The following is a 17,968-nucleotide window of genomic DNA, read 5'->3' as shown; positions in this document are numbered from 1 at the left end:
GCCGGAACACCGCCTCATTGACGAAGGGCCCGTCCCATGACCGCTTACGCGATCGCCCATCTCAAGACGCCGTCGATGCACCCCGACGTCTTGGAGTACATGGAGCGCGTCCAGGCCACGATGGACCCCTTCCAGGGGCGGTTCCTGGTCCACGGCCCACCGGTCGACGTCCGTGAAGGCCAGTGGCCCGGCACCGTCGTGGTCATCGAGTTCCCCGACATGGACCGTGTCGTGCGCTGGTATGAGTCGGCGGCCTACCAGGCGATTCTGCCGCTGCGCACCGGGCACATCGACGGCGTCGCCGTTCTCGTGGAGGGGGTCTCGCCCGGTCACAGCGCGGCCGGGCTCGCGGCGGAACTGCGCGCTGCGGCTCTGTGAGCGGCGCCGGACGTTTCGAGACCCTTCGAAAGGGTTGCTCCGGGCCGCGGCACGATCCAAGGCTGGTCCCGACGGGACGGCATCGGGGCTTCGAAGGCGGGCGGTTCATGGTGGTTGGAGAGGTCCTTGAGACCTCCGGCTCGGTGCGGGAGCGTGCGTTCTCGCCGCGCTTCTCCGTTCTTGGACCGCTCACCGTCAGCCTCGGCGACGGCGCGTGGCGGCCGGTGCCGGGAGCCAAGACCCGCACGCTGCTGGCCTGCCTTCTGCTGCACGCCAACCAGGTCGTCTCGATCGAGAGCCTGTCACAGCGGCTGTGGGGGAATCAGCCGCCCCAGGACGAGCGGCGCGTCGTGCAGACGTACGTGGCACGGCTGAGGCAGTGGCTGGGGGACGGCACGACCGTCCGGACCTGGCCGGGCGGCTACGAGATCCGGCTCGGCCCCGACCGGCTGGACATGCTGGAGTTCCGCCACCTCCTGAACCGGGCCTGCCACGCTGACTCACCCGGGCAGGAGATCGCGCTGCTGCGCAGGGCGGTCGGCCTGTGGCGCGGCGGCGCCTGCGCGGACGTGGCCTCCGAGATCCTGCAACAGCGCGACGTCGCCGTCCTGGAGGAGGAGCGCAGGCGCGCCGTCGAACGCCGTATCGACCTGGACCTGTCCTCCGGCAGCCCGTCCCGTGACCTCATCCCCGAGTTGCGGACGCTGACTCTGGAGCATCCGTTGCGCGAGCGGCACTGGGCGCAGTTGATGCGCGCCCTGCTCCAGGCCGGACGGCGGGCGGAGTCGCTGGACGCCTACCGCGAGGCCTTCGGCCATCTGCGCGAGGAACTGGGCGTCGAGCCCGGCGCCGAACTGCGTGACCTTCACCAGGCGATCCTCGCCGGGGTGCCGGAGCCGGCGACGGGCGCCGCCGAGGCGCACCCGCCGCGCGAAACGCCCGCCGATGTCAGCGGCTTCGTGGGGCGCACAGGCGAGCTCGAAACCCTGGACCGGGCCGCGAAGCGTCCGGGCGCCACCGTCATCGTGGGCCGGGCGGGCGTCGGCAAGACCGCGCTGGCCATCCACTGGGCCGCTGCCGCCGCCGGGACCTTCCCCGACGGCCAGCTCTACCTCGACCTGCGCGGGTTCGACGCTCTGCCGTCCCTCTCCCCCGGCCAGGCCTTGCGCATCTTGCTGCGCGGTCTCGGCGTGCGCTCGGCTGACGTTCCCGCGGATCGGGACGCGGCGACCTCGATGTTCCGATCTCGTACGGCCGGCCGCAGGATGCTGATCCTCCTGGACAACGCCCGCGACACCCGCCACGTGCGGCCCCTGCTGCCCGGCAACGGCCCGACGGTCATCGTCACCAGCCGCAACCAGCTGCGCGGCCTGGTCACCAGCGGCACCGCGGCGCGGATCGACCTGCGCCCCCTGCCTCCGGAGGAGTCCCTGGAGCTGCTGGCCGGGCAGGCAGGTCACGACCGGCTGCGCCGCGAACCCGAGCAGACGAGGACCCTGGCCGAGCTGTGCGAGCACCTGCCCTTGGCGCTACGGATCGTCGGGGAGCGGCTCGCCCGCGTGCCCGGACTGTCCGCCGGGGCGCTCGCGCGCGAGATCGAGCGCGACGTCCTGGCCGTCTTCCAGGCGGGCGACGGCGACCAGGATGTCCGGCGTGCGCTGTCCTGGTCGTACGAGCGACTCGACCCGGCGGCCCGGCGGACTCTGCGCCTGGCCGCCTCCCTCTACCCCGGCGACGTGCTGGAGCCGGAGCCACTCGCCGCGCTCGTCCAGGTGCCGCCCGACCGGATCCGGCGGCACCTGGACCGGCTGAACGCCGACCACCTGGTCGAACAGACCGCTCCGGAGCGCTACCGCCTGCCGCGGCTGGTCCGCGCGCACGCGACATCTGAGCCGTTATCACCCGAGGAAAGGACAAAGCCGATGGATACCCGGTTGGACGGGCAGGTGCTCCTGCCAGGAGACGAGGGCTACGACACCGCCCGGTCGGTCTGGAACGCCATGGTGGACCGGCGGCCCAGCGTCATCATGCGGTGCGCGAGCGTGGCCGACGTGCGCGCGGCCGTACGAGCTGCTCGTGAGCGTGACCTGACGGTCGGCGTGCGGTGCGGCGGGCACAGCATCGTGGGGCACGCCGTCCCCGAGGGCGGCCTGATGATCGACCTGTCGCCGCTGGCGTCCGTGCGGATCGACCCGGCCGCCCGCCGCGCGGTGGTGCAGGGCGGCGCGCTTCTGGGCGCGCTGGACGACGCCGCCCAGGAGTACGGCCTGGCCACCACGGCCGGGAACGTCTCCCACACCGGCGTGGGCGGGCTCACCCTCGGCGGAGGGATGGGCTGGCTGGCCCGCCGCTACGGCCTGACCTGCGACAACGTCGCCAGATTCGAGCTGGTCACCGCGGACGGCGAGCTGGTCAGGGCGACGCCGGAGGTCAACGCGGAGCTGTTCTGGGGCCTGCGTGGCGGCGGCGGGAACTTCGGCGTGGTCACCGAGTTCGAGTTCGTCCTGCACAAGGTGGGCACGCGTGCCTTCGTCGCCGAGCACGACTTCGCCGCCGACACGGCGTTCGACGCGATGCGCGCCTGGCGCGACCTCAGCGCCGAGGCTCCGCGCGAGGCCACCTTCAACGCCACCGTCGCCGACGGGGTGGCGACGCTCGGATGGGTCTGGGTCGGCGATCCGGAGCAGGCACGTCTCCACCTCGCCGCCCTGGAAACACTCGGCAAGCCCCTGGCCGTCCGCGCGCACGAGATCAGCTATCTCGACCTGCAGCGGCGCGATGACAGCGCGGAAGGGCACACCTTCCGCCGCTACTGGAAGGGCCACTACTTCACCGAGCTGAGCGACGAGGCGATCAAGGGCATCTTGCTGCACGGAGTCGGCCACCACGGCGTCGCCGCCAGCATCCAGCAGTACGGCGGCGCCATCGCCGAGGCGGGCGACTCAGCCTTCGCCCACCGATCGGCCGCGTTCGAGTATGTCGCGGCCGCGAAATGGAGCGACCCCGCCGAGGACGAGACCCGGATGGCCGACGCCAGGCTGCTTGCGGCGAACCTGACACCGCACGCCGCCGGCGCCTACGTGAACGTCCTGTCCGACGACGACAACGGCCTCGGCCGCGTCTACGACCAGCCTCGCCTCGACCGGCTACGGGCACTGAAGCGGGAGTGGGACCCGGACAACATCTTCCGCCACAACCACAACATCACACCCTGATTCGCCGCGACGTAGAACTTTCGGCTTGAGCCTCACGCTACGTGAGACTTTATGGTCATCGTCATGAGCGACAAGAAAATCCAATCCCCCCTGAACGACGCCGACAAGCGCGAGGTGTGGGGCGAATGGGCGGAGAAGGAAGAGCAGCATCTTCGAGAGGTGGAACAACGCTGGGGCGACTCGGACGCCTACAGCCAGACGGCCAAGCGAGTCGCCCGCTACGGCAAGCGCGAGTGGGAACAGATCAACGACGACAACGCGACCATCGAGGCACGCATCCGCGACCTCATGGACGCGGGCGCCGACCCCGAGGGCGAGGCCGCCATGGATGTCGCCGAGGCGCAACGAACGCACGTCAGCCGCTGGTTCTACGACATGAGCCACGAGTTCCACGTGCTCAAGAGCCAGCTTTACGTGGACGATCCGCGCTACCGTGCAGGCATCGAGGACAACACCCGCCCCGGCGCGGCCGAGTGGCTGCGGGCGGCGATCACCGCCAACGCCGCCCGCGCGGCCGCCGCGTCGCCGGAATCACGGAGATAGGAGCGGCAGGACCGGGCTCGCCTCGACGCAGAGCTTGGACGTGCTCACCGGCCGGGCCCCGTACGCTGCGTCGGTATAACGAGAATCGCCAAGCTTTTCGGATTACTGGGAGGTCTGCCGGGTGTCCAAGGCCGATAACCGGACATTTCTGCAGGGAGTTTTCGCCGAAACCGCGAAGGGCAATGGGCGACCCTTCATCGACGCTCTGGCCGATGACGTCCGCTGGACGATCATCGGCCAGACCGCGTGGTCAGGCACCTATGACGGAAAGCGTGCCGTACTGGAGGACCTGCTCCGCCCGCTCGCGGAGCAGCTCGGCGGGCGCAATGTGGTCAGCGCCGAGCGCTTCGTGGCCGACGATGACGTGGTCGTCGTCGAAGGCCGCAATCACAGCATCACCACATCAGGGCGCCCCTACCCGAACCGCTATTGCTGGATTTTCGTCATACGCGACGGCAAGGTCGCCGAGATCACCGAGTACACCGACACCCACTTGATCGCCCAGGTCCTCACTCCACCTCGAGCAGCACCAACGTGAGCTGAAGACCCCCTACTTCTTGGTGTAGTCGAGGAACAGCGTGCCGCTCCGCCCCTGCTCGAGTCCGGTCAGTGCCCATGATCGCACGACCTCTTCAGCGCCGAAGACTCTCCTCCCCCGTCCCACGATGGCGGGCGCGACGACCAGCCGTAGCCGGTCGATGAGCCCGGCGTGCATGAGCGAGCGCGCCAACTCGAGGCTGCCGTGCACGCCGATGTCTCCGCCCGGTCGCTGTCTCAGGTCGGTGACGTAGTCGATCGCGGGGGTGCCGGCCACGACGGTGTTCGTCCACTCCGAGGTGAGCGCGCTCGAGGTGACGACGTGCTTGCGCACGCTGTTGATGAACGTGGCGAAGGGCTCGAAGTCCGATGTCGGCCAGTGTTTGACCCAGTAGTCGTAGTTGCCTCGTCCCATCAGGACATCGTCCTGTGTGGCGATGACCTGGCGGAGATAGTCGATCAGGTGATCCCCCTCGTCGGCGAGCCAGTCACCGGGCTCCTCATAGGCGACGCCGTCCAGCGACATCAGGTGGTACAGCACAACTTCGCGCATGTTCGCTCCTTGGTTCTTGGTTGGGTTGTCAGGGGAGGATCCGGGCACCGTCACAAGTCCGACGCCGATCGGGAATTCGAGTCCGCTTCACGGAGACTTGATGGTGTTCCTTGCGACACGGCCAGACTGACACGGCCGTTCACATCAAAGGAAAGGCCGAACACGCATGACCGCAATACGCCCAACGCATGGCCCACAATGACAAGGTGAGCGACACCCTGCCGTTGCCCCCAGCGCCTGACGCGATCGAGTTGCGCCACCTGCGCGCGTTCACCGCGGTGGCCGACGAGCTCAACTTCGGCCGGGCCGCCAGCCGGCTGTATCTGTCACAGCCGGCGCTGAGCCGCCAGATCCGGGCGCTGGAACGGCTGATCGGCTACGAACTGCTCCGCCGTACCACCCACCGGGTCGAATTGACGCCCGCCGGACGAGCGCTGCAGGAGCGCGCCCGCGTCATCCTCGCCGACGTGGACAGCGCCGTGGCCGCCACTCGCGCGGCCGGCGATGATACGGCCGGCCGGATCGCCCGCCTGATGGACCCCCGGCACGCGATCGTCGGGAGCGCGCACCGGCAGGAGTTGCGGGAGGCCTTCGAGTCGCTGCTGGCCGAGTTCCCCGTCCCCACGGAGATCGACACTCGCCCGGTGAGCGCGGGCGGGGTGCCGTCGTTCGTGCTGACGCCGGGCGCGGAGCGCCCACCCACCGTGCTCTACCTGCACGGTGGCAGCTACACCATGGGCTCTGCGTACGGCTACCGCTCCGTCGTCGGCGCGTTCTGCGTGGCGGCAGGGACGTCGGTGTTGTTGCCGGAGTACCGGCTGGCCCCCGAGCATCCCTACCCGGCGGCGCTCGACGACATACTGCGCGCCTACCAGTGGCTGCTGGACCGGACCGACGACCCCGGCGCCCTGGCCGTCGCGGGCGACTCTTCCGGCGGCGGGCTGGCGCTGTCGCTGCTGGGCGTGCTCAAGCAGCGTCGGCTGCCCATGCCGGGCCGGGCGATCCTGCTCTGCCCGTGGGTCGATCTGACCTGCGAGCTGATGGTCAAGACCGCCTCGGCACCACTGCTGACGCTCAGTCGCGACGCCGTGCGCGACTACCTTCAGGGCCGTCCGGCGAGCGACCCTCTCCTCGACCCGCTCGCGGCGGACCTGACCGGCTACCCGCCGATGCTCGTACAGGTCGGCACCGGCGACGCCCTCGTACACGAAGCCCGGCTGCTCGCCGCCCGAGCCGCCGAGTACGGGGTGGAGGTCGAGCTCGACCTCTATCCGGTCGACGCGCATGTCTTCCACATGTTCTGGTCCTTCCTTCCGGAAGCGGGACAGGCGCTGAGCCGCGCTGCCGCCTTCCATCGAGGAGCAGCGGTACAACTCTGAGAACCTGGCCGACGCCGCGGATACGCTCGCGACCGATGGATTCCGCCCTGACACCAGAGGGTGGGCCCGGGTGGCCCGGGCCCACCCTCCACGTCAGGACCAGAAATAGAGCGCCCAGCCCAACGCTCCAGGGGAGCACTTGAACTGGTTGCCGAACAACCGGCGCCCCTCTGCGAAACACAGCTTGCGCGAGGCCTCCGAAGAGTCGCCGTAGGCCTTGTAGAGTTCCCAGCCCATCGGCACGACATCGGCTCGCGCGGCCGAGGCCACGCCGAACAGGACGCCACCGGCGAGCGCCAGACCCGCCGTCGCGGCTGCCGCTTTCCTGAACATAGTGCGCATCGTTCCTCCTTCGATGAAGATCCGTCAGCTGACCCTGCGCAACCCTGCGAGCTGCAGGACCGCGAACGCCGCGACGACCGCGGCCTGTGCCAGCACCCATGCGACCCCGAGGGCCGTGAGGTTCAGCAGCCCCGTCAGGACGACGACGACGCTGCCCACAGCCCACACCCCGTTGACAGCCACCACCGTGACCACGCCCGCGGCCCTGGGACGCGCCGCCAGGTAGGCCACCGCCGCGCCGTAGACCACCAGGAAGACACCGGGCCAGCGCAGCGTCGCCGCGTGAGGACCCAGGACCTTGCCGATCAACTCGCCCATCGCCACGTAGGCGAGCCCGTTGACGGCGGTGACGGCCGCGTCGACCGCGAGGACGCGTCTAAGGAAGGTGAGTCCGGCTGAGAGAGATTGAGTGATCATGTGGGTCTCCTGTCTGGGTGCGCCACCAGTGTTGCGACCCCCAGCCACAGATCCCCTCCATCCCAGCGCCGGATCGCCCTCACCAGTTCCCAGGGCGAGCGAACAAGGACTGAAAACCACGTGCGAGAAACCCTGACCCCTACCTCAACCGCGGCCGGAGACGCTCACCTGCCCCAGACGGGCAGTCGCGAGTGGCTCGCCGTTGACCAGTAGACAAAGCCAGGAACCTTCACCGAGAAAGAACCATCAAGGATGGAAGAGGCCAGGCGTGTGCAACGGAACCTCGACGACCTCATGACCGCGCTGGCACCGATGTTTACCCGGATCGAACCACGGCTGGAGGCCGCCAAGTACGTCCGAGCCGTCATGTCCGAGCTGCCCAGACGCAACGGCTGGACGATCGCCGAATGGATTGGCGACCGCCGCCCGGATGCCACCCAGCGCCTGCTGAACCGGGCTCGGTGGGACACCGCGGGCGCAATGAGCACCATCCGCCGCTTCGCCGTCACCCGGCTCGATGCCGCCGCCCGGCCGGGCAGCCTGACCATCGGCGTGCTGGACGAGTCCGGCCAGGAGAAGAAGGGCCTGGCCACGGCGGGCGTCAAGCGCCAGCACATGGGCTGCGCCGGCGGCATCGACAACGGCATCAACACCGTCTACCTCGCCTACGCGCGCGCCGCCACCGGGCACGCGCTGATCGGCGCACGGCAATGGATCCCCGCCGAGCAGATCAGCGACCCCGTCACCGCGATCACCACCGGCCTGCCGCTGCATCTGACCTTCGCCACCAAGGGCGAACTGGCCATCGACCTGCTGCGCGAGGCCTACGCCGACGACGTGCGCCTGGACTTCGTGGCCGGTGACGAGGTCTACGGCGCCTGCACCAAGCTGCGGACTTTTCTGGAAGAACACGGCCAGGCCTACGTCTTGCGTATCCGTGCCACCTTCACCCTCACCCTCGGCGGCGGCACCTGCCTGAGCTGCGAACAAGCCGTGGCCAAATATCTGAGGCAGAAACGCCGGTGGGTCATCCGCTCGGCCGGGAACGGCTCCAAGGGCGAGCGCACCTACGCCTGGGCTTGGATCGCCACTGCCAGCCCCGCCCACTATCTGCTGGTGCGCAAGCACCGCAAGAGTGGTGAACTGGCCTTTCACTACTGCTTCGTGCCCGCCGGTCAGCCAGCCACCCTGGCTCGCCTGATCACCGCGGCCGGGCTGCGATGGCCGGTGGAGGAGAGCTTCCAGGCCGGCAAGAACCTGTTCGACCTGGACGAGCCCCAGATCCGCCTCCACCAGGCGCTGTTGCGGCACCTTGTGCTGGTCATGGCCGCCTTGGCCGTCTGCGCGGCCAGCACCGCCGCGACCCGGCAACGCACCGACACCCAGGCCACGCGCCCCACCCGTCCCGACGAGGCACCGCCCGCCGACCCTGGTCTGATCCCGCTGACGATCGCAGAGGTCAAGCGCCTGTTCAACGCCGTCACTGGCCACACACCAACCCTGGAACACGTTGCTCACTGGTCAGCCTGGCGACGCCGTCATCAAGCACGCGCCCGCTCGTTCCATCGCCGCGCCCGCCTGGCCACCGCATATATATACAGCTCAGCTAACGAATGCCAGCTGTCGCTGGGAGGCGCCCATCAGGGTGTCCTGACCTCCAGGTCCCCGGAATCGCTGGACAGCGCGATCGTGTGCTGGGCCGAGGGGATGCTCGCGGGCTTGATGTTCTTGTGGCCGGAGTCCGTCTTGGCCACGATGTTGTACGACCCCTGAGGCACCTGGATCACGGTCTTGCCCGAATCCGTGGTGGTTGTGACCTGGTCAGGCGGCCCGGCGAAGGCCAGGTTCACATCGCCCGAGCCGGGGCCCGCGATCATCATGGTTCTCTGCATCTTCGTCATGTTCATATCTGAGAGATTCGGCCGTACCGGCGTTCTCGATGCCGGACGGATCAGGCCCGGTTGCCCGTGAAGCCGGCGACCACCAGCGGCAGCGCCTTACGGACGGTCTGGTTATGATCCACGTTGCCCGCGTCGGTGAGAGTCTGCGTGGCGCCGCGGGAACGTAGTTGACGCTGGCAGTACAGCGCGTTGTCGTAGGCGACGTCCGTGTCGCCCTGGGCATGATGCAGGCGGACCGGAACGTCCGGCTTCCAGTTGCAGGTGGAGTCGAGCGCGGTCAGCAGCTCCTTCAGTTTGCCGGTCGGCTTGCGCACCCTGTCCAGGAACTGCGCGGTGAACAACTTCTCGGACGTCGGCGGCAACGCCTGGGCAATCTCCGCAGCCTGATGGTTTCCGTCGAAGAGCTTCTCCACCTGCTCGTCGTACGGGGCGCGGAAGGCCTCACTCGGTGTGCGGTAGACGTCGGTATAACGGTCAGCCGAGATCACGAAGTAGGCCAGGTAGAGCGAGGCCATCCGGATCTTGTCGTTCGCAGCGGCGGCCTCGAAAGAACTCAGGTCGAACGGGCCGGCGATAGGGGCGAGGCCGCCCAGCCGGAAGTACGGGTCGCGGCCCTGTTGCAGGAAGCGCCCCACCATCATGGTCGCGGGACCGCCTTGTGAGAAGCCGCTGACCAGCACGCGCGAGTCGAGCCGCCGCTCGTGGCCCCTGGCGAAGGCGCGGGTCGCGCGCAAGGCGTCCACCGGGGCGGAGACCGTGGTCCGCGGGTCTCCGTAGGTGTGGTGGCCGGGCCCCGTGCCCAGGCCGAGATAGTCAGGGGCGGATACCGCATGCCCGGCCCCCGCGAACAGCAGCGCCGTGGCGCGGTCGGTGGATTTCTCGTTCACCGAGGCCACATCACCCCGGTACACGGTAGTGCCGTGCAACCAGGAGACGACCCGCAGGTTGCGCCGGCTGTTGTCAGGCAGGGCAACCAACTGGCTGGCGGTGGTGGACCGGCCCTTGGCGTCCACAGTGCGATAGACCACGCGATAGGCGCTGACCCCGTACTTCACCTGCGCCGCATCGATGCCGGTCGCCTTGAGCCGCTCGGCGACCTGGCCCTTGTCCAGCTTCTCCACGAGGGTCGAGGAGACCAAGGCGCCGCGTGCCACGGTTTGTGCTACTGAGGCTTCGGCGGGGAACGCGGTGGCAAGGCAGCCCAGGGCGAGCCCGGCGGTCACTATGGCACGAGAAAAGGTCATGCCGAAACCCTAAATACAGCCGCAAAGAGCGGCATTGCTGGCGGCATCCTGGTTCTTGGTAGTGCCAGCCCTACCCATGGAGCGTGAACGGCGTCCTCGTCCCGCCCGGACCGCACCTGCCGGCATCAAGCACGCGCCCGCTGGTTCCACCAACACACCCGCCTGGCAACCGCATATACCCAGCTCAGCTAACGAATGGCGGCTGCCGTACTAGAGACGCGACACGTGCGGCGGGGAAACCTACCATGGCAGGAGTCCTTTACACGAAGGCCAGGGCTTGACGCGACTTTCGCGCTTAGCTGCCCATGAGAACAGAGCCCGCCTTCAATGTGGCCTCCTATCAACTTCGCCGAGCATATTGAGCCTTTTATCCTGAGACGGACTGCCGAGCACAGCATGATCGCGAGATTGGCGGGGCGCGTCCACCGATGCCACGATGCGAATGATCTTTAGGCTCGAGATGTTTACCCAGGTGCGACTGAATCGCACCGGGATCGATGGAGACTCTATTGGCTGGTTCCAGCCGTCAGTTGTGGCTGGTGTCGAACGTAGTAGATGGCTTCGTGTTCGGCGGCATCCCCGGCTGGGAGAACTTGCGGGTGCACCATGGGCGGGGTGCGGCTGGTGGTTACAGGGCCAGGTCGCGGCGGCGGAGTCCGTACAGGCCCGCTGCTACGAGGCCGGTGGTCACGAGGGTGAGCCCGAGGAGGGGGCCCGGTCCGGAGCCGGCCAGGGTGGAGTAGTGGATGTGGGCGAAGGGGGAGATCTTGAAGAGCGGGTCGCTCACCAGTCCGACCTCCCAGCCGATTTCGAGGGCGATGGCCGCTGCCAGGGCGGTCCACGCCACGACGACTCCGGCTCGCCGGAACAGTCCGAATGCCGCCATGGCGAGCCCGGCCATCGCCCAGATGCCGGGCAGGATGAACGTGGTGAGGGCCAGGGTGGCCGCGAAGTCGCCGTCGCCGAGGCCCAGCCCGAGGCCGGCGGTCACGAGGACGGCGGCGGGCACCGCCAGCGCGAACACGAGGTGGCTGAGCGCCCAGCGTGCCCGGCTGACCGGGTGGGACAGGAAGAGTTCCGTCGCCTGCTCGCCGCGCAGGCGGAGCACCGTCATGATCGCGTACAGGGAGACGGAGTACACCGCCAGTTTGTAGACGACGAGCTCGAAGAAGATCTGCGCGGGGTCGTCTGTTCCGGTGCGTTCTGCCCAGAAGTCCAGGGCGCCGCTCTGGCCGAAGGTTTTGATGGCGTTCTGCCCGCCCAGCCCGATCCCGGCGCCGATGAAGGCGGCGCCCGCGATCCAGGCCAGGGCCATGCCCCGGTGTGTGCGCCAGGCCAGTCCGAGCGGTCCGCGCAGGCTGGCGGGTGCGTGGGCGGGGCCGGGCCGTGGCGGCCTGAGGCCGGAGCCGATGTCGCGGCGGGCCGACAATGCGTAGGCTGCGCCGACCAGGGTCGCGACGAATACCGTGACCAGCCCGAATACCCACCACTGCTCGCCGCCGAAGGGGCGGGCCCGCAGGATCCAGCCGTTCGGCACGAGCCAGCCCAGCCAGTGCATGCCCGGGCCGCCCACGTCGCTGACACCGCGCAGCAGGTAGGCCGCGAAGAACACGGTGAAGGTCACGGCGCCGGCCACGCGGGCGCTCTGGGTGATCTGTACGGCGACCGCGGCCATCGCGGCCGCCATCCAGCCGCCGGACGCGGCCACCAGCCCCCAGGCGAGGGACCCGGCCAAGGGGAGCCCGGCGCTCACGCAGACCACGGTGATCAGCACGGCCAGGACGGCGTTCGCGGCCAGCACCACGACCAGGGCGGCGGTCAGCGGGGTGTGCCGCGCCACGGCGGCTGAGCCGACGAGTTCGCGCCGCCCCTGCTCTTCGTCGGAGCGGGTGTGCTTGACCAGCAGGATGATGCTGGCCAGGGCGGCGAAGACCATGGTGGCGGCGCCGCGCTGCTGGGCGGCGATGGCACCCAGGCTGTCGCCGAAGGACGGACCCTGCATCAGCAGGATCACGGGGTTGTTGACGATCTCGCCGGCGTACTGCTGGCGTGCTTGCGCGGTGGGCAGCAGTTCCCGGATGGTGGTCACCGTGGTCGCGACGAAGAGGGTGATCAGGCCGATCCACAGGGGCTGCCAGATGCGGTCGCGGCGCAGGATCAGCCGGATCAGTGTGGTCGTGTTCATCGGTAGTGCCTCATGAACAGCTCTTCGAGGGTGGGGGGCTGGGCGGTGAGGTCGCGCACGCCGTACTGGGTCAGGTGTGTGAGCACTTCGCCGATGTGGTCGGTGTCGGCCTGGAAGCGCACGCGGTGACCGTCGATGTTGAGGTCGTGGACACCGGGCAGGCCGCCGGCCGGGATCGTGGCGAGTTCGGCGGTGACCGAGGTGCGCGTGAGATGGCGCAGTTGCGCGAGGGTTCCGGCCTCGACGATCCGGCCGTCGCGGATGATGCTCACGCGGTCGCAGAGCATCTCGACCTCGGCGAGGATGTGGCTGGAGAGCAGGACTGTACGGCCGGCCCGCCGTTCCTCGGCGATGACCTCGCGAAAGACCGCCTCCATCAGCGGGTCGAGACCGGAGGTCGGCTCGTCCAGCAGCAGCAGCTCCACCTGGGAGGCGAGTGCGGCGATCAGCGCGATCTTCTGCCGGTTGCCCTTGGAGTAGGTCTGCGCCTTCTTGCGTGGATCCAGGGCGAAACGCTCGATGAGTTCGTCGCGCCGCTTGGTGTCGGCGCTGCCGCGCAGCCGGCCGAGCAGGTCGATCACCTCGCCGCCGGACAGGCTCGGCCAGAGGGTGACGTCGCCGGGGACGTAGGCGAGCCGCTGGTGCAGTTCGACGGCTTCGGTCCAGGGGTCGCCGCCCAGCAGCCGTACCTCGCCGTCGTCCTTGCGCAGCATGCCGAGCAGGATGCGCAGGGTCGTGGTCTTTCCGGCGCCGTTGGGGCCGAGAAAGCCGTGCACTTCGCCTTCGCGCACGCTCATGTCCAGGCCGTCCAGCGCGCGGGTGCGGCCGTAGTTCTTGATCAGCGACCGGATCTGGATCGCATCAGTCATCAGGGTGCTCCTTGGCGTGGTGGTCGGCGATGGCCTGGCGGACCTGGCCGCCCTGTCCGGAGGTGATCCACTGGCCCAGGTGCGCGTAGACGTCGATCATGGCCATGCCGAGCCTGGCGAGGTTGGCCCGGTGTAGCGCGTCGATGCCGAATCGCCTGGTCAGGTGCTGGTGGAGCACGATCGTGCTGAGGTGCATCGCCGCCATCACGGCGGCGCGTTCGCGCGTCGTGGCCTCGTCTGAGGGGAAGTCGTCGGGCCAGTTGTCCGTCAGGAACCGCTCGGCGGCACCGGCGCCTTCGTCGAAGATCGCCTCGGCGACGGGTGAGCCCTCGACCAGGGCCCGCGCGAGGTAGCGGACGCTGAGTTCGCTCGCCTCGAACATGCCCCGGATGAGCTCGGGGGTGACGTCGGAGCTGTCCTGGACCTGGCCCGCGGCGCCCAGCATGGTGTCTTGGACATGGGCGTCGCAGGCGGCCCGCAGTCCCTCTTTCGACCCGAAATGGTGCTGTACCAGGCCGATGGAGACGCCGGCGGCGTCGGCGACGGCCTTGATGGTCGTCCCCTTGAAGCCGCGCTCGGCGAACTCGGCCAGGGCGGCGTCCCGGATCCGGGCGCGGGCGGTCAGGTCCTCGGGCGGCCGATCATCGGTTGAACGCATAGTCCGGATACTATATGAACATATTGGTTACGGTAAACTCATATTGTCGAGGTGACTTCCGCGCGGTCAGGGCGTCTGGCGGGCCGAGTACCTCCGCAGTCCAGTGACGGCCGGGGACTCGCGAGTAAGAACGCTGTCATAGGCCCCAAACGGCGTTGATCTGGGCTGGTGAGAGGCCTGATGCAGAGTCCTGATCAGCCGATCAGCCAGATCTCAACAAAGGTTGATCATGCTCGGGGAGTCTCGGCGGCTGTGATGCGAGCGGCGTACACCCGGTGCGCCTTGCGCTCGGCCGGGCCAGCACTGTCGGCAAGAGCAGCGCTTTGCTCCAGCACGGCGCGGTGAAGCGCGAGCGGGGCCACCAGACGGACCGAATAGCCGGGGCCGCGGCTCTCGTTATCTAGGGTTGGAGGACCCTTCCAGCAGGTCAGAGGAGGATGATCTCTTCTTTCAAGTGCGCCAAGTTGGCCGAACTTAGCCCCGGACCCAAGAAGGAACTGAGGGTGTGGACAGCGCCTTGAGGTCATCAGGGCGCGTCGCGGCACTCCGACATTTGGCCCTTAAGTGATCTTGCTGGTGGGGGCAAAGGTGGACCGTGACCCCCGCCGCTGGCGGGGGTCACGGTGGCGTGATTGTGGTTAAGCCGTGATTTGCGCGGCCGTCCTGGCGGCCTGCTCGATCTTCGCGCGGTAGGCTGCGCGGGCTTCCTCGTCGATCTGCTCCCCGTGTTCGGCGCGCGCCCCGGTCCGGCCGTCGAGTCCTTCGCGCAGGATGTCGGCGTGTCCGGCATGTCGGACGGTCTCGCTCAGGACGTGGAGCATGATCGCGAACAGGTTCGTGTGCCGGGCTGGTGTCGATTCCGGCCACCATGGGACGTGGCCGGGGGCGTCGAAGGGGAGCTCGTTGATCGTCGCATCGGAGCGTTCCCACGTGCGCTGGTAGAACCCGATGATCTGTTCGCGGGTCTCGTCCTCGGCCGCCCAATGTTCGCTGCCGTCGGCGTCCTGCCACCGGGGCAGCGGTTCCGGGGAAGGGCGGTCGAAGACCTCGCCGAAGTATCTGGCCTCGACGTTGGCCACGTGTTTGACCAGGCCAAGGAGGTTGGTCCCGGTCTGTGTCAGAGGTCGGCGGGCGTCGCATTCGGACAAGCCGTCGAGTTTCCAGAGCAACGCCTGGCGGTCCCGCCGCAGTCTCTCGTGCACGATATTTTTCGCGAAGTCGTCAATCATGGGCCACGATCCTGTCAGGCTGCGCCGGTGGGCTCAGCTGGCGGGGCTGCCTGGGCGTGCGGAGAGGGCGGGACTGAAGCGTGTCCCGAGAGAGTGGTCTTTCCTGGTCAGCCTATGGTTTCGGTCAGGCGGGCTTCCATCTCGGCGATCATTTGGGCGAGCAGACCGGTGTTCTCGTGCTTGACCACCTGGGGGCCGACCTTGTCGATGCCGGAGACCTTGGCGATGGCTTCGTCGACGGCCGTGGCCATCGTGGCGAACTCCGTGCGGGCGATCGACCTGTCGTTGCCGGCCTCGAAGGTCGTGGCGCGGTGCATGTCCTTCATCGCGGTCATCGCGGTGCGGGCAGCGGACATCGCGTCGCGGGCGCCGAACTCATCGCCCAGGCCGCGTCGCATGTAGCGGGTGACGAAGACCCGGCGCCGCCCACTGCGCTGGGCGGGGCTTTGTGAGGGCAGGAACTTCTCCAGGCGATCGCCCCGGTTGGCCGCGACCACGCGGGCGACCTTGACGGCCCGCCGCAGGCGGGCGCCATCCTTGATGCCAACGCCGACGGCGATGTCTGCGTAGCTGACCTCGCGGCCGTGGTTGCTGCGCAGCCAGATCATCACCTCGGCGACGTCGCGCTCGGCGCGGGTCCAGCCCGTCTCATCACGGCGGCGGCTCACAGGAGCTTGCCGTTCTCGTCCATGAACGCCGCCAGCTTGGCGTCGTCCAGGGCGGCGCCAGTGGCCATGTCCCGGACGGCGGCGATGGCCGCCTCGGCGCTCGGCGATGGCCTCGGCGCGGTCGGTGGTGAAGCTGATCTGCTGCTTCGGGGTTGAGGAACCTGCGGACAGCCGTGGCGGTACCGGCGAGTAACTTAGCTCGACGCTCCGGCAGGGCCCTTGGTCGGGATAGGCGAGGGAGGACCCGGCTGGCCCGGCAGTAGCCCGGTCAGCGCAGTTCGGATGGCGGCCCGGCTCACTCCATGCGCACGGGCGAGAGCCGCGATCGAAGTGCCATCGTCGGTGAACGCCGAACGCACCTGTTCAAGCTGGCCCTCCGCTCCCGAACGTGGCCCCAGCCCCAAAGCAGCTGTGGGTGATGGTGGTGACTGTGTGTTGGTCAGGAGGGTCGGGAAGCGGGGACGCTGGGGTCGGGTAGTAGATCGGCCAGGGCGGTTCGGATGGCGGCGCGGCTGACGCCGTGGGCGCGGGCGAGGGCGGCGATCGAGGCGCCTTGGTCGGTGTAGGTCGAGCGGACGTCTTGGAGGTCGGCTCCGGCGAGGGCGGGTGGCCGGCCGCGGTAGCGGCCTTCGGTCTCGGCGGCCGCGACGCCTTCGACGGTGAGCTCGTTCTGGATGTCGCGCTGGAACTGGCCCACGGCCGTGATGACGTTGATCAGCAGGTCCGTGGTCGCGTCGTTGGCGGCCAGGTCGTGGAAGTTCGAAAGGGACCCGGACAGGACGCGCAGGATGACGCCTCGGGCCTGGCACCAGGCGCGGACGTTGTAGATGTCGATCAGGTCGCGGCAGAGCCGGAAGAGTTCGGAGACGGTGAGGGTGTCGCCGGGGTGCGCGGCGGCGGCGACCTTCGCGAACGCGGGCCGCTCCAGCGCCGGGACCTTCGAGGTGGTAGCGGGGTCCTCGAAGAGCAGGACGCCGTCGGCGGGACGGAACCCTTCGGCGACGCCCTCGGTGCGGACGAGGAGGCCGGCCTCAGTGAGAATGTGCCGCTGGCGGAGGAGAGACTGGGTCGCGGTGGAGACGCGCGTGTAGACGATCTGCACCGGGTTCTCCTCGGGAGGTGGCTGGAGCCCTAGTTTTCCTGTCGCAAAATCCTGTCGTCAATTCGCAGGGGAAACCGCCCGCCAGTCGTCATATTTCGTCACCCAGTGTCCGTTTTTTCGGGTGTCCTGCTGGGCCTTCCGGGCGCCTGTCGGGAAACCTTCTAATCCCGACACCCTGGGGCATGGTCCGGAGCAATCCTGATCTACCGGGCGGGCGGGGACGTGCTCGGATGCGTAGGCAGGCGTCCTCATCCTTGACATGTTTGTCGCGCGTGCGATGGTCAAGAAGTTGGTCTCTCACCATGGCTGGTCGCAGCGGATCGGAGTCCCGCGTTGCCTCTCCTCACTGTCACCGATGCCTCCTTCGACGCCGACGTGGTCAACGCCGGCAAGCCTGTACTGGCCTACTTCCGGGCCGAATGGGCCGGGCCGTGCAAGCTGATGACGCCGATCTTGGAGAACTTGTCTGCCGACTACGCTGGCAGGGTCACCATGGCGGCCCTCAACATCGACGAGAATCCGGCCACCCCTCCCCGCTACCAGGTGCCCTCCATCCCCACGATGCTGCTGTTCAAGAACGGTGCCATCGCCGGGCAGAAGAGCGGCGCCCAGAGCGAGGGTCAGATGAGGGAGTTCCTGGACGCTCTGGTGTGAGCGTCGGCTCCGGCGGGGGCTCACACCGGCGGGTTGCCCCATCGTCCATCACGCGTCCCCCGGTTGGCCGATGCGCGCCCCGACAGTCATGCAC

General features: G+C 68.5%; 17 protein-coding genes and 1 pseudogene. 7 read left to right on the top strand and 11 right to left on the bottom strand.

Annotated features, from left to right (window positions below; translation table 11 throughout):
* The first annotated feature begins 36 nt into the window (after nt 1-36).
* From ACFWY5_RS53620 to ACFWY5_RS53605, 4 genes are all read left to right on the top strand, one after another.
* Nucleotides 37-378: a DUF1330 domain-containing protein gene (locus ACFWY5_RS53620; RefSeq protein ID WP_379639704.1), complete on the top strand. Its 342-nt coding sequence runs from the start codon at nt 37-39 to the stop codon at nt 376-378.
* A 107-nt stretch (nt 379-485) separates the two neighbouring features.
* A complete protein-coding gene (locus ACFWY5_RS53615; RefSeq protein WP_379639703.1) occupies nt 486-3,593 on the top strand; it encodes a BTAD domain-containing putative transcriptional regulator in 3,108 nt (1,035 codons plus the stop codon).
* A 63-nt stretch (nt 3,594-3,656) separates the two neighbouring features.
* Nucleotides 3,657-4,136 carry a TipAS antibiotic-recognition domain-containing protein gene (locus ACFWY5_RS53610; protein ID WP_379639701.1) on the top strand — a complete coding sequence of 160 codons (480 nt, stop codon included), beginning with the start codon at nt 3,657-3,659 and terminating at the stop codon, nt 4,134-4,136.
* 121 nt (nt 4,137-4,257) lie between these two features.
* Entirely contained in the window at nt 4,258-4,674 is a 417-nt protein-coding gene (locus tag ACFWY5_RS53605; protein ID WP_379639700.1) for a nuclear transport factor 2 family protein, read from the top strand.
* A gap of 12 nt (nt 4,675-4,686) precedes the next feature.
* On the opposite strand, the gene ACFWY5_RS53600 is transcribed toward ACFWY5_RS53605, so the two are convergent.
* Nucleotides 4,687-5,226 carry a dihydrofolate reductase family protein gene (locus ACFWY5_RS53600; RefSeq protein WP_379639699.1) on the bottom strand — a complete coding sequence of 180 codons (540 nt, stop codon included), beginning with the start codon at nt 5,224-5,226 and terminating at the stop codon, nt 4,687-4,689.
* A gap of 206 nt (nt 5,227-5,432) precedes the next feature.
* Here ACFWY5_RS53600 and ACFWY5_RS53595 point away from each other — a divergent pair, with 206 nt between their 5' ends.
* Nucleotides 5,433-6,605, top strand: coding sequence for an alpha/beta hydrolase fold domain-containing protein (locus ACFWY5_RS53595; protein WP_379639698.1), 1,173 nt, complete (start codon nt 5,433-5,435; stop codon nt 6,603-6,605).
* Nucleotides 6,606-6,698: 93 nt separating this feature from the next.
* On the opposite strand, the gene ACFWY5_RS53590 is transcribed toward ACFWY5_RS53595, so the two are convergent.
* Together ACFWY5_RS53590 and ACFWY5_RS53585 are read right to left on the bottom strand one after the other, a co-directional pair.
* Nucleotides 6,699-6,947, bottom strand: coding sequence for a hypothetical protein (locus ACFWY5_RS53590; RefSeq protein WP_379639696.1), 249 nt, complete (start codon nt 6,945-6,947; stop codon nt 6,699-6,701).
* A gap of 24 nt (nt 6,948-6,971) precedes the next feature.
* Entirely contained in the window at nt 6,972-7,364 is a 393-nt protein-coding gene (locus ACFWY5_RS53585; RefSeq protein WP_379639695.1) for a hypothetical protein, read from the bottom strand.
* A gap of 252 nt (nt 7,365-7,616) precedes the next feature.
* Between ACFWY5_RS53585 and ACFWY5_RS53580 the strand changes: the two are divergent.
* A pseudogene (locus tag ACFWY5_RS53580) lies at nt 7,617-8,699 on the top strand (IS701 family transposase); the annotation flags it as partial.
* 305 nt (nt 8,700-9,004) lie between these two features.
* Here ACFWY5_RS53580 and ACFWY5_RS53575 read toward each other — a convergent pair.
* From ACFWY5_RS53575 to ACFWY5_RS53540, 8 genes are all read right to left on the bottom strand, one after another.
* A complete protein-coding gene (locus ACFWY5_RS53575; RefSeq protein ID WP_379639719.1) occupies nt 9,005-9,241 on the bottom strand; it encodes a DUF4097 family beta strand repeat-containing protein in 237 nt (78 codons plus the stop codon).
* Between the two features lie 74 nt (nt 9,242-9,315).
* Complete coding sequence (locus tag ACFWY5_RS53570; protein ID WP_379639694.1) at nt 9,316-10,509, bottom strand: lipase family protein; 1,194 nt, start codon at nt 10,507-10,509, stop codon at nt 9,316-9,318.
* A gap of 628 nt (nt 10,510-11,137) precedes the next feature.
* Nucleotides 11,138-12,694 carry an ABC transporter permease gene (locus ACFWY5_RS53565; RefSeq protein WP_379639693.1) on the bottom strand — a complete coding sequence of 519 codons (1,557 nt, stop codon included), beginning with the start codon at nt 12,692-12,694 and terminating at the stop codon, nt 11,138-11,140.
* A complete protein-coding gene (locus ACFWY5_RS53560; RefSeq protein WP_379639691.1) occupies nt 12,691-13,563 on the bottom strand; it encodes an ATP-binding cassette domain-containing protein in 873 nt (290 codons plus the stop codon). The genes ACFWY5_RS53565 and ACFWY5_RS53560 overlap by 4 nt, the downstream gene beginning before the upstream one ends.
* Complete coding sequence (locus tag ACFWY5_RS53555) at nt 13,556-14,221, bottom strand: TetR/AcrR family transcriptional regulator (RefSeq protein ID WP_379639690.1); 666 nt, start codon at nt 14,219-14,221, stop codon at nt 13,556-13,558. Before ACFWY5_RS53555 ends, ACFWY5_RS53560 begins: the two co-directional genes overlap by 8 nt.
* 638 nt (nt 14,222-14,859) lie before the next feature.
* A complete protein-coding gene (locus ACFWY5_RS53550) occupies nt 14,860-15,450 on the bottom strand; it encodes a DinB family protein (RefSeq protein WP_379639689.1) in 591 nt (196 codons plus the stop codon).
* A 107-nt stretch (nt 15,451-15,557) separates the two neighbouring features.
* Entirely contained in the window at nt 15,558-16,118 is a 561-nt protein-coding gene (locus tag ACFWY5_RS53545; protein WP_379639688.1) for a hypothetical protein, read from the bottom strand.
* A 439-nt stretch (nt 16,119-16,557) separates the two neighbouring features.
* Nucleotides 16,558-17,220 carry a recombinase family protein gene (locus ACFWY5_RS53540; RefSeq protein WP_379639687.1) on the bottom strand — a complete coding sequence of 221 codons (663 nt, stop codon included), beginning with the start codon at nt 17,218-17,220 and terminating at the stop codon, nt 16,558-16,560.
* Between the two features lie 333 nt (nt 17,221-17,553).
* On the opposite strand from ACFWY5_RS53540, the gene ACFWY5_RS53535 reads away from it, so the two are divergent.
* On the top strand, nt 17,554-17,874 hold the full coding sequence (locus tag ACFWY5_RS53535) for a thioredoxin family protein (protein ID WP_379639685.1): 321 nt from the start codon (nt 17,554-17,556) through the stop codon (nt 17,872-17,874).
* The last annotated feature ends 94 nt before the right edge of the window (nt 17,875-17,968 follow it).

Origin of the sequence: Nonomuraea sp. NPDC059007 (genome assembly GCF_042740555.1) — a bacterium.
In the GTDB taxonomy this organism is placed as follows: domain Bacteria; phylum Actinomycetota; class Actinomycetes; order Streptosporangiales; family Streptosporangiaceae; genus Nonomuraea.
The sequence above is the reverse complement of the archived record's forward strand: the minus strand, read 5'-3'. Positions and strand labels throughout refer to the sequence as shown.